Raw genomic sequence first — 10,902 nt, forward strand, 5'->3', positions numbered from 1 at the left:
GGCAAACAGGGCAGGGACGGACGCGTCCCTGCCCTGTTTGCGCGTCGCCTGTTCCGTACCACCGCACGCCCCAGGTATTTCGACGGGTCAGCCGATGACAAGTTCAACAACCCGCCACACCTGCTTGCTGCGCTCAAGCCGGACAGCTACGGCACGGGCCCGCACATCATCCACCACTACAGCACTGGCCTCGTAGATTCCGTCGGCCACTTCACAGACCCGCACGGAGCGGACTGTTGAATTCCGGTGGAGCCGGGCCAATGCAGGATTGCCGGTCCTGGTGAGCTCGCGCCTGATCAGCGCTGCCCGATGCTGCAGCGATGCCAGGCAGCGCGGGTCCAGGCGCCGCGCCAACTGCTGGATGGGGCGGATGCCGGCGAGGACCTCCATGGAAGCCTGAACTGTCCCGCGGGTAATGGCCCTGACCTCCGCAGCCTCGCTAACTGGCCGCAGCGATGGAGGGGTTGCCCCGGTGGATTGGCCGGAGCGGGTTGGCGTCGACACAGGCAGCGGCTTTGCGGGACCGGCCCCTCCCTGCCTGGACTCGGTGGCCGGACCTTCAACGGCCCGGATAGGTGTCACTGCGGTCATGGCGTTCCCCTTGGTTGGTGTGACTGGTGATTAGGCTTGCTTCTGGTTCGACGTGATGTTGGTACTTTGACCGGTTATTGGTGCGAGTGGGTCACTTACAGCGGCTACGACGCTGCCGGCGCCTGGAGTATCTGGCCTGGAAGCAGGACATCCGGGCTTCCACCGATCAGTGCACGGTTCGCGGCATACCAGCTCGGCCATTCAAGAGCGATGTCCACATCCGATGCCTCCGGGCCCAAATGGGTGGCTACGATGTCCCACAGCGTGTCGCCCGCGAGGACCGTCACTGCCTTTGCCGGGCCACCCCTGCCATTGGCACCAGGGCCACTGCCGCCCCACTCCGGCGCGGTCCTGGTTTCCGGTCCGGCCAGGAGGCCGGGCTCCACCACAGGGGGAGCGGGCTGCCAACCGGGGTCGATCGGAGTGACGGTGGGCGGTGTCGTGGAATTCCATGCCGGCGACGGCCCTTCCCGGCCGGTTGGCGCTGCTGCAACCGGGAGAGGCGGGTTTTTAACGCGCACACCGCCCGGGCTGTCGCTGACCGTGGGCAGCGGACCATCTTGGGGAGCCGCCGGGTCTGACGGAGCCGATGACGCCACGTGTGCCTGTGTAGGCGTCCACTCGGGCCCGGGAGCGCTTAGGACCGCCGCATGTGCGGCGACACCTGACGCAAGTTGTATTGAGAGTGCCGCGACAACTGCCCTCCGCATGAAAGCGGGCGAGAGCCTCCGCGCGGCCGCTGCGGCCCGCCGTCGTCCCAGGCGTTCCAGCAGAACGGATGCCCCGGCGGTCAGGATCGAGACACCCCACCAGAGGAGAAGGCCAATGCCGGTGGCCGCTGTGGTCCCACCCAGGAGGAGGTCCACGGATTCGCCCTGGTGCCGGGCCATGGATTCCTGCCACTGGGACAACAGGCCCGTTCCGAGGAAGCAGAGCAGAATGCCGAGTACTAACAGGGCCAGGACCATGCAGGCATCCGACCATTGGATTCTGTCTCCCCGGCCCATTAGTACTCCTTTGATAGGGGTTGATGCTGTTTATTGATGTTTGAATCAGTTTGGACCGCGATCAAAGTATTTGTCCATACGTTGGAATGAAAAAGACGGCGCATTGACGGGCCGGACAGGGGGACCCTACGCTGGCGGAATGCGCTGGGATGCACTCTTCAATGACATGGAAAGCCAGCTTGCGGAGGCTGAGCGGCTGGCGCTGGACAGTGAGGTCAACGAGCGCGCGCGGGCAGAAATGGTGAGCCTGCCCCTTGAAGGCAGGTTGCGCGCCGCTGTTGGGTACCGGATCGGTGTTCAGCTCATTTGCGGCGAAACGGTGCACGGGGAACTGACGCATGCTGGAGCGGATGCACTGGTCCTGGATGAAGGCCAGCACCAGGTGCTCATCCCCTATGCGGCGGCGGCACGCTACGTTGGCCTGGGCAGGCACGCATTGGCGGAGACTTCACCGGTCCGCCGGTCGATCGGATTGGCGCATGCCCTGCGTGGCCTGGCGCGCGACCGGGCGGAGCTCTCGGTAACGATTGGTGGTGGAGCCGGGACCAGCAGGCTGGCAGGCGTGATCGACCGTGTTGGCAGGGACTACATCGACCTGGCCATGGTCAATACCGGGGAGCCCCGGAGGGGTCACAGTGTAGGCCAGGTTTCAGCAATACCTTTCACGGCCCTGGCCATGATCAGGTCATACAAACCCGGGGGGAGCTAGCGGCGTCAGACGGACTTCGAGCGCGATTCCTGGATCATGCGGCTGGCCTCGGCGTAGCGTTCCTCGATGTACTGCTCCAGCATCTTCTCTTCGACCCGCCATTGCCCGCGGTTATCTTGCCTGGAATGAGCTGTGGGGATTGTTCGTTGTGTCATTCAACTCGCCGCTCCTTACACTTTTTGCGGACGGCGTGAGGATGTAGCCTGACGACCTGGAGTCATTGGGGTAAGTGGGTCAGAACTACGGTTACGATGGCTACTCCCAGTACGACGAATCCCGCTCCAGCGATTCTGTAAATGCCAGCGTCCGGAGCCGAACCGTTGAAGAACACTGAAGCGTTGTTCTTTGCGAATTGGCCAAGCCAACGGGCGGATCCACGGAAGTCCGCAACTACCGAGAGGCCAAGCAACACGGCCACTGAAGCCGCACCTATGGCCGCTGCCCCGAGGAGCGTCCTGTTCGTTTGACCGAGCAAGGTCAAAGCGATGACCGCGACAAAGAATAGAATGCCCAGGACTTTCAGCGGCCACGGCACTGGTGCATTCGACTTCACAGGCTCCCCCTGGTTTGGACGGACGATCCCGAGGCTCTGGGAGCACGGCGGGCATGGCTGAACTGAATCACTGACAATGTCATGGGGCAAGACGCTGGCGCAGATCTTGTGGCCGGCGTGCTTGCGGTCCTGGCGTGTTGCGACGGCGGAGCAGCAACCCGGTGCTCCGGAGCGCCGTGAGGGCCTGGCTGCGCCGGCCGAAGTTTTGATCAAGATCGTTGTTTCCCTTCCTCCCAGGGGTTAGCCTCTGGCTGTATTGGGTGGGGTCGCGACCAACGGTTCGAAGAGCCGGGACATTCTTGTCACGCACAGCCATGCAAATTTGAGGACGAGAGTCGAGCCACTCGCGCTGCATCAAGAGGAGGGAATTACGATCGGACCACCAAGGCCGGAACCAAGCCTGGAGCCCACGCCCCGGCGTTGGCTTGAGAAATTCTATGACTCGGGTATCGCTAACATCGTGCCGCCATTGCTGATGTTTTTGGTGGCGTTCGATCCGCTTCGTCAAGCTCTTGGGTGGTTGCCGGCCTTTGTCATCACTGTGGTGGCCGGTGTTGCTTTAGGGTTTGTCATTTCCTTGCCGGTCGTTCCTTTGAAAAAACAACGCGCCAAGCAAGACGCGGAACGAGGGATCGTCGAATGCGTCCACCGGGAAAAGGGATCAACCCTCCGGGGACGATGGGCCACTGGGTATGCCAAGGCAGAGCCAGGCAGGCTCCTGTTTCAAGCCAAGACTGGTCAAACTGGCCCGCTATACGGAAGCGTCGAGATATACATAGCTCCCCGCCCGCTCGGCAAGCCCGTAAAAGCCCCGTTTTCTGTATTTCCACGAGGAGAAATCATGGCCTTTGCTACCGACAAAGGGGAGGTGGAGTTGGCTGCTGCGCCTTCAAGCTTGAAGCTACTGAGTGAACTAACCGCGCAGGACGGCCACTGAAACCGGCTTCAAACCAACCTCTCGCCGCCCGGGAAACGCATCCATCCAAGGCTCCTTGCTCAACCCGTCGCTGTCGCCGTTCGGCGTGAGGATCGGAGCCTCTCCATCAGGCCAGCACCCGAAGTCTTAGGGCAGTCCTCTGTTGAGCAGGGTGCGGCTGGTCTTTTTCGGTCTCCTCGTCTTCCATCCGAATAGTTTGGCGACAATTAATCCTCCAGTTGCATCCTGGCTGTTGTTTGCCCCGATTCGTCCTCGATAGCTTCCGTTTATGCAGATTTTCCAAGCGGTGGAAGTGACGGTCGAGAAGGACCAGATCGTTTGGGCTGTGGTGGATGACCGGTTCGTCCTGAGCGAGGAATGCCGTAGTTACGCGCTGTGGTTGGCGCATTCGGGCCGTGCCATCAATACCCAAAAGGCGTATCAGCTGAGGCTGGCTAGGTTTCTATCTTGGTGCGCTGAAACCGGGACCCCGTGGGAAGGGCTTCGCTTCCACCAGCTCGCCGCATACAAGGCCAGGCTTGAAGGGTTGCGTGATAAGAGTGGGGACGGGTTGTCGGGGAAAACGGTCAACGCCCATTTGACGGCAGTGATCGTGTTCCTGCGTTATGCCTTGGCACACGGTTTTGGCACTTACCAGCTACGGGCCACGGTCGAGGGCGGCCGCCACGCCGTGGCTTCCCTTGGTCCTGAGGGCCAATGGAAGACGGCGTCGCCGAGGCTGGTGAAGGCCCGGGAGATCAAACGGCGACCGGTGGTGCTGACCTCGTCACAGGTCAGCCGGGTCCTGGACGCGGTCGAGAGGCCGCGGGACAGGCTCCTGGTATTGCTGATGCTGCGTTGCGGCCTTCGGGCCGGCGAGGTGCTCGGCCTGAGGCTGGAGGACATGCACATGCTGCCCGATTCCGGCCACTTGGGCTGCACGATTCCCGGACCCCACGTCCATGTCGAAAGGCGCAGCAACCCGAACGGGGCCTGGGCCAAGTCACCGTATGAGCGGAACGTCCCCGTGCCTGCCGATGTTTGCGAGGTGCACGCCGCCTATATGGCTCAAAGATACGCATTGTTGGGCGGGAGTCAGCCGGACGCGTTGTTCCTGTCTATGGACGCCAAGAAGCCGCAGGTGCTGGGATACCCGGGGCTGCACCGCATGCTCGCGACCGTTGGGAAGAGCACGGGATTCCCGCTCAGAGCTCATCAATTCCGGCATACCGCAGCCACGGGCTGGGCACGGGCCAAAGTCGACCCGGATGTCATCATGGCGTTGCTGGGTCACAGGTCGCTGGCATCCACGTCCATCTACCTGCACCCCGCACAGGAAGAGCTTCGCAGCGCGATTGAAGAGGCCCTGCTCGGCAAGGAGAATCGACCGTGACAGCCTCCGCGGAGTTCCTACGCCGGGAATCGCCGGTCCCTGAGGCTGAGTCCTATCTGGGCTTTCTGGAGACCATGCTCGAACCCCGGTGGCGGCCCGGCGAATGGGACGCCAGGCTGTGGCTGTTCGCTGCAGACCCGGAGAATCCTTTGACGGGGGTCTACCCCTGCCCGACACCCGGTTGCCCCCGCGTCGCGGCCATCACTGGGCGTCTCTGTCGTTCCTGCATCATCGGAGAACCTGGCGACGAGCCGGCCCCGGTCCGGCGCCGGGCTCCGGAGTCGGACGCTCCGCGCTGCATCGTCGGCTCGGCCGGGCGGAGCTGCCAGGCCATGGGCATGGTCAGGGGACTCTGCAACCTCCATTACTCGCGCTGGCACCACAGCTCCGACAACGGACAGCCCCGGCTGAGCATTGAGGACTTCGCCGCTGCCGACACCATCATGTATCGGCGCGGCAAGCCCTGCGCAGCCATGTGCTGCAGGGAAGAATCCAACCAGCGCGCGACCGGCCTCTGTCTCTGGCACCACGCCATGTTCCGCAAACTCACCAAGCTCGGAGTCGACCTCGACGCCTTCACCGTTGTCGAACGCCCCCTCAATTTTCGCTCCCGCCATGAGTTCTCCTTCATTGATCTGCCACCGATCCTTCGGACCGAACTGCTGCTCGTCCTGCAGGAACGGGACCGCAACGCGTTCCGGATTCTGCCGGAGACAATGCGCCGGATCATCCGCACTGCCATGGAAACCCGTGCCCGTTCAATCCACCGGCTGCTGGACACCGAACAGGGCAGGACACGGCCCGACAAGAGCGTCATCGGTTTCCTCCGGCACGCAGGCCTGCTCACCGCCCGGTGGAGATACCGCCATTCCGGCCGTGACATGCGCTCCGAAGACGTCTGGGACGCCGCCGTCATTGGCCTGCGCAAGGACCGGACAACGCGCACGCTCTGCTCCAAGGGCACCCTCGATTTCCGCCCCATCAGCGTCGACTGGTTACGCGAGGCCGCCAAAGACTACGCACGGCACTTCGACCTCGCCGCCGACCAGATCCGCGACGTCATACGCACCATCCAGGTCGTCTCGGACGCCCTGGCACGCCGCCCCCACGGAACCCGGCCCGAGCTCCTAACCCGAACAGACGCGAACGCAGTCGTGGACGCCTACCGCCACCTCACCGACGCTGAAGGCGAACCCCGCACGGATTCCGTGAAATACGACTACTTCAAGCTCTTCCAACGGATCCTCCGCGATGGCGGGGACCTCGAAACCCTGGCCCGGGTCAGCGCCAAGTTCATGTTCATCACCGCGGAGTCCCTCCCCACCGCGGCGCGCGCCAGGAACCCCGGGAAGGCAATCCCGGAACACATCATCAGGATTCTCGATACGAACCTGGAACTGCTCGCCGTCGACGAGGCCTATGCCATCCCGGTCGGTCGGTCCCGGGCCCTCCACAACCTGATGCTGCAGACCATCTACCAGCTGCTGCGAGACCTCGGCCGGCGGCCCACGGAAATCTATTCCCTGCCCCGCGACACCCTCCGGGAAACCGACGACGGCCAGCCCTACATCATTTACAACAGCCACAAAACAAACGAGTACGGGCTGGAACTTCCCATCCACCGCTCCACCGCCCGCGTCATCCAGACCTGGCAGAACGCGCTTCAAAGCATCGAGGACATCCACCCCGACGCCGCCGGCTACCTGTTTCCCTCGCCACGGCGCTATGGCCCCCAGTCACGGACCCACATCACACCCACCGGCTTTCACACCAACTACTGGCGCTGGATCGACCGGATCCGGAACCTGCCGGACGTCCGCGACGACGCCGCGAAACCAGCCGACTTCCTCACCAGGTCCCGGATGGGCCTCTATAACTGGCGCCACAGCTATGCCCAACGGCTCAGCGACAACAGCACCCCGCCTGACGTCATTCAGGAACTGATGAACCACAAGAGCTTCACGACCTCCACCGGATACATCAAAATCACCAGGGAACGACAGCGTCAGGCCATCGAGATCGTCAACAGCACCACGATCGACAGCCGGGCGCTGCTCCACGGACCCAAAGACTACGCAGCCTATGTCCGAGAATCCGTGGCGACGCCGCTGGGCCTCTGCACCGAGCCCAGTAACGTCAAAGCAGCAGGACAATCCTGCCCCGTCCGCAACAAATGCGGAGGATGCCAGTACTACCGGGCCAACCTCTCCCACCTGCCCCAGATCGACGCCCACATCGTCGCCCTCAGCGCAGACCTCGCCGCAGCCGGCGACATTGCCGAACCCTGGATCCACCGATCACTCAAAGCAGAGATCAGCTCCTACAAACGAATGCGCACCGCGCTGCTGAAGGAAAAATCCAAGCTCACCCCCGAGGACAAAGCCGCCATCGATGACGCGGTCACGCTCCTGCAGCAAATCCCTTCCGCAGCGCCTCACCTTGAATCCGCCGGAGAGCGCCGGATGCTGCCGCTGACCCCCGTCCGAGCCACCAACCGCACGTGAGCGAAAAACGGCAGGCAGCCATCGCCGGGCTCATCGCGGCCAAGAAAAAGGAAAGCAAAAACAAACAAGCCCGTGTCCGGAATGCAGCGACCAAGCTCATCAACGGTTCGGAGCTGCTCACCGTTTCCTCAGTCGCAAGGGCAGCCCGGGTCAGCCGCTGGCTGATCTACAACACCCCGGAACTCAAGACCGCGGTCGCCAGAGCTGCCGCCCAACAGCGGGCACTTTGGGCCCAAGGCCATGAACAGGCAGGGATGACACCCAAAGGCGCCGTGACCGAACTCCTGCGGCTCCAGGAACGACTCGCCACCGTCACCCGGCAACGCGATCACTACAAACGCGCAGTGAACACCAACCTCGCCGAAGCGCTGGCAGGGAGAACCCCGGAACAGATGGCCAGCTACATCAGCGAACTGGAAAGCCAACTCAGCACAGAACGCAAGAGCGCTGAACAGGCACGCAGCGCCATCTCACTACTCGAAGCCCAGGTCGAAGATCTGAACGACCAGCTGCGCGCCGCGCAGTCCATCAACAGGACCATGATGAAACAACGTAACGAGGCAGTGCCCATCACGAAGCTTGAGGCCCGAATACCTGAAAAGGGCTAGACACCGTCCGGCACGGGCCGGCCCTCAGCAGACTGCGCACGGACATACTCGGCGGTCTTCTCATAACCCCGGGAAATGTATTCCTCTAAAAGGCGCGACTCAACCCGCCACTGCCCCCGGCCCCCAACCTGAATCGCAGGCAATTCGCCTGACCGGACCAGGGCATACGCCTGGGCTGAGGAGATATTCAGAATCTCCGAAACATCAGCCAACGCCAGAAACCGCTTCTCAGCCACAGCACATCACGCCCCAAAGACTACCCAACCGGGCCCTACGATCCTGACGAACCGCACAGAAATCAATCACCGGAATCAGGCTCCTTGGCCATGGGTTCCGTGCAGAAATCGCATCGATCCCAATGACTCAGCAAGATAACCGCGTCCACCCACCTGGATAGCCTTCAGCTCACCGCTGCGGACCAGGGCGTAGGCGGCAGGGGAATTGATCTGGAGCTGCTCCGCGACGTCGGCGAGTGTGAGGAACCTGGGCATGTATCCATTTTGCCATCAAGTGGCTCATTTTGTGGCTGTTATCCACAGATTGGCGCCATTTAGACAAATGACTTTTGTTCACCGGGCCATGCGGTAACAATGAGGAGTCCGGCCAGAGCGGACAGGTTCGGTATACCTGGGGGGAGAACGGTATGGTTCCTGATTCAAGTGCAACTGCAGCGCGGCTTAAGCGTCCATCGTGGAAGGACCCCCGGCTGCTGGTTGGCGTTCTCCTGGTCCTGGTGTCCGTCGCCGGAGTCGTCTTCCTTGTCGGAAGTGCAGACCGCACCACCGAGGTCTACGCCGCACGGGACGGCATAGCCGTTGGTGAGCGCCTGACGCCCGACAATGTAGTCCGCGCCAAGGTCCGGCTGGGCGATGCCGAACAGCACTACATCACTGTCGAGGCCGGCCTGCCCCAGGACGTGGTCGCGTTGCAAAGAATCGCAAAAGACCAACTGGTTCCCAGGGCAAGCCTCGGCACGGTGGATCGGCTGGACCGGAAGCCCGTCGCCCTCAGCGTTGAGCAGACCTTGCCGTCACAGGCAGTTGCCGGTGCCCGCGTGGACGTCTGGGTGGCACAGCCGGATGCGAAGAATGGATTCAGCGAGCCCAGGCTGATCCTTCCCGGAGCGGAAATTGCAGAGGTCTCCACGGGATCCACCGCTCTTGGATCGTCAAAGACCACTGTGCTGATGGTCCTGGTGGAGGACAAGCAGATGCCTGCGTTGCTGGGGGCCCAGGCAAACGAGGCCAAGATCTCCGTGGTGTGGAATCCGGGCGGCGCCCGATGAACATTCCCGTTGTCACCGTCGGCCAGAGCCGCGAGGACCTGGTGGGCGGGCTCGAAAGACTCCACGGCCCGGTCACGGTGGTTCGCAGGTGCGCTGAACTTCCCGAACTGCTTGCTGCCTGCCAGAGCGGGCTGGCGAGGGCGGCAGTCGTGGCAGAGGGTTCAGAGGGGCTGACCGCGTCCCTGGTTGACCGTCTTGGAGCTGTTGGCGTGGCGATCGTCGCGCTGACCGATAACGCGGAGGAGGCAGCCAGACTCCGCACGATAGGTGTCGCTTCGGCGCTGTCGGGCGTTGAGTCCGCGGAGCTTTCGGAAAGGATCGCGGACGCCGTCGCCCAGCTGACCGGCGCGCTTCGTCCGGCGAACCTCAGCGCGCCCGCCGATACCGCTGCTGCACTGGCAACGGATCCCGTTGTGCCGGCGGTGGACGAGGAGGGGCGCGGGGCCGGGCAGCTGATCGTTGTTTGGGGTCCCGCCGGATCTCCGGGACGTACAACGGTTGCTGTGAACATCGCCGGTGAGATGGCCGCCGACGGCCGGTCAGTCCTGCTGGTCGACGCCGACACGTACGGCGCCAGCGTGGCGGCAGTGCTGGGACTCCTGGATGAGTCAGCCGGGCTTGCCCAGGCGTGCAGGCTTGCAGACCAGGGCCTGCTGGACGCCGAGGCACTGCGGAAGGTGGCCGCCACGGTCGCCACCACGGCCGGGACGTTCCGGGTGCTGACCGGCATAACCCGGGCCGATCGGTGGACGGAACTCCGCGCCCCTGCCCTGGGACTGGTCCTTGAGCGGGCCCGGCAGATTGCCGATGTTGTGGTGGTGGACACCGGGTTTTGCCTTGAGGCGGATGAGGAACTGAGCTTTGACACCACGGCGCCTCGACGGAACGCGGCGACACTGCGTCCGCTGGAACTGGCGGACACTGTGTATGCCGTCGGCGCTGCTGATCCCGTGGGTGTTCCACGGCTGGTCCGTGCACTTGCCGAGCTGGAGGGCGCAGTCCCGCAGGCATCGCCCACGGTCGTAATGAACAAGGTGCGTTCGTCGTCCGTGGGAAGGGCCCCCGAGCGCCAACTGCGGGATGCGTGGGAACGGTACGGCCCCGCGTCCAGCCTCAAGGCATTCCTGCCTTACGACCCTGTCGCCGCCGACGCCGCACTCCTGGCGGGATCACTGCTGATCGAAGCGTCGCCCGAATCGACCCTCCGGCGCGCTATCCGGGAACTGGTTTGTGCACCCGACCAGCGAAAGTCCAAATCATCTGTATTTTCTTCCACACCGCGGCGAAGGGCAAAGGACTAGGCTCGCCATAAGAGCTGCAAAGGTGCGGCGAGAAT

The 10,902-nt window shown here is 63.2% G+C and carries 11 protein-coding genes and 1 pseudogene; 7 read left to right on the forward strand and 5 right to left on the reverse strand.

Features of this window, described 5'->3' with window-relative positions; translation table 11 throughout:
- Positions 1 to 87 precede the first annotated feature (87 nt).
- Together ACV095_RS07115 and ACV095_RS07120 are read right to left on the reverse strand one after the other, a co-directional pair.
- Positions 88 to 591 (reverse strand): Rv3235 family protein, encoded by a 504-nt coding sequence (locus ACV095_RS07115; RefSeq protein ID WP_144599955.1) that lies wholly within the window; start codon positions 589 to 591, stop codon positions 88 to 90.
- A gap of 104 nt (positions 592 to 695) precedes the next feature.
- A complete protein-coding gene (locus ACV095_RS07120; protein WP_478223179.1) occupies positions 696 to 1,598 on the reverse strand; it encodes a LysM peptidoglycan-binding domain-containing protein in 903 nt (300 codons plus the stop codon).
- A gap of 139 nt (positions 1,599 to 1,737) precedes the next feature.
- Between ACV095_RS07120 and ACV095_RS07125 the strand changes: the two genes are divergently transcribed.
- Entirely contained in the window at positions 1,738 to 2,307 is a 570-nt protein-coding gene (locus ACV095_RS07125; protein ID WP_018768506.1) for a hypothetical protein, read from the forward strand.
- 5 nt (positions 2,308 to 2,312) lie between these two features.
- Here ACV095_RS07125 and ACV095_RS07130 read toward each other — a convergent pair.
- Positions 2,313 to 2,417, reverse strand: a pseudogene (locus tag ACV095_RS07130) (helix-turn-helix domain-containing protein); the annotation flags it as partial.
- Positions 2,418 to 3,329: 912 nt separating this feature from the next.
- Here ACV095_RS07130 and ACV095_RS07135 point away from each other — a divergent pair.
- The 4 genes from ACV095_RS07135 (at position 3,330) to ACV095_RS07150 (ending at position 8,281) form a co-directional block, all read left to right on the forward strand.
- On the forward strand, positions 3,330 to 3,797 hold the full coding sequence (locus ACV095_RS07135) for a hypothetical protein (protein ID WP_478223180.1): 468 nt from the start codon (positions 3,330 to 3,332) through the stop codon (positions 3,795 to 3,797).
- 268 nt (positions 3,798 to 4,065) lie between these two features.
- Entirely contained in the window at positions 4,066 to 5,169 is a 1,104-nt protein-coding gene (locus tag ACV095_RS07140) for a tyrosine-type recombinase/integrase (protein ID WP_478223181.1), read from the forward strand.
- The gene (locus ACV095_RS07145; RefSeq protein WP_478223182.1) at positions 5,166 to 7,673 is read left to right on the forward strand and encodes a hypothetical protein; all 2,508 of its coding nucleotides are present in this window, start codon (positions 5,166 to 5,168) and stop codon (positions 7,671 to 7,673) included. Before ACV095_RS07140 ends, ACV095_RS07145 begins: the two co-directional genes overlap by 4 nt.
- The gene (locus ACV095_RS07150; protein WP_478223183.1) at positions 7,670 to 8,281 is read left to right on the forward strand and encodes a DUF6262 family protein; all 612 of its coding nucleotides are present in this window, start codon (positions 7,670 to 7,672) and stop codon (positions 8,279 to 8,281) included. The genes ACV095_RS07145 and ACV095_RS07150 overlap by 4 nt, the downstream gene beginning before the upstream one ends.
- On the opposite strand, the gene ACV095_RS07155 is transcribed toward ACV095_RS07150, so the two are convergent.
- A complete protein-coding gene (locus ACV095_RS07155) occupies positions 8,278 to 8,517 on the reverse strand; it encodes a helix-turn-helix domain-containing protein (RefSeq protein WP_109045392.1) in 240 nt (79 codons plus the stop codon). The two genes, ACV095_RS07150 and ACV095_RS07155, sit on opposite strands and share 4 nt — an antisense overlap.
- Before the next feature lie 75 nt (positions 8,518 to 8,592).
- Positions 8,593 to 8,772 (reverse strand): helix-turn-helix domain-containing protein, encoded by a 180-nt coding sequence (locus ACV095_RS07160; RefSeq protein ID WP_478223184.1) that lies wholly within the window; start codon positions 8,770 to 8,772, stop codon positions 8,593 to 8,595.
- 152 nt (positions 8,773 to 8,924) lie between these two features.
- Here ACV095_RS07160 and ACV095_RS07165 point away from each other — a divergent pair, with 152 nt between their 5' ends.
- A complete protein-coding gene (locus tag ACV095_RS07165) occupies positions 8,925 to 9,566 on the forward strand; it encodes a hypothetical protein (RefSeq protein ID WP_018768504.1) in 642 nt (213 codons plus the stop codon).
- Positions 9,563 to 10,867: a CpaE/TadZ family protein gene (locus ACV095_RS07170; protein WP_144599951.1), complete on the forward strand. Its 1,305-nt coding sequence runs from the start codon at positions 9,563 to 9,565 to the stop codon at positions 10,865 to 10,867. Before ACV095_RS07165 ends, ACV095_RS07170 begins: the two co-directional genes overlap by 4 nt.
- Positions 10,868 to 10,902: the final 35 nt, after the last annotated feature.

Source organism: Arthrobacter sp. JDC6, assembly GCF_056484025.1.

Coding starts and splice junctions, on each gene's coding strand:
- ACV095_RS07160 (WP_478223184.1), bottom strand. CDS start 8,772: ATGCCCAGGTTCCTCACACTCGCCGACGTCGCGGAGCAGCTCCAGATC.
- ACV095_RS07165 (WP_018768504.1), top strand. CDS start 8,925: ATGGTTCCTGATTCAAGTGCAACTGCAGCGCGGCTTAAGCGTCCATCG.
- ACV095_RS07125 (WP_018768506.1), top strand. CDS start 1,738: ATGCGCTGGGATGCACTCTTCAATGACATGGAAAGCCAGCTTGCGGAG.
- ACV095_RS07170 (WP_144599951.1), top strand. CDS start 9,563: ATGAACATTCCCGTTGTCACCGTCGGCCAGAGCCGCGAGGACCTGGTG.
- ACV095_RS07115 (WP_144599955.1), bottom strand. CDS start 591: ATGACCGCAGTGACACCTATCCGGGCCGTTGAAGGTCCGGCCACCGAG.
- ACV095_RS07140 (WP_478223181.1), top strand. CDS start 4,066: ATGCAGATTTTCCAAGCGGTGGAAGTGACGGTCGAGAAGGACCAGATC.
- ACV095_RS07120 (WP_478223179.1), bottom strand. CDS start 1,598: ATGGGCCGGGGAGACAGAATCCAATGGTCGGATGCCTGCATGGTCCTG.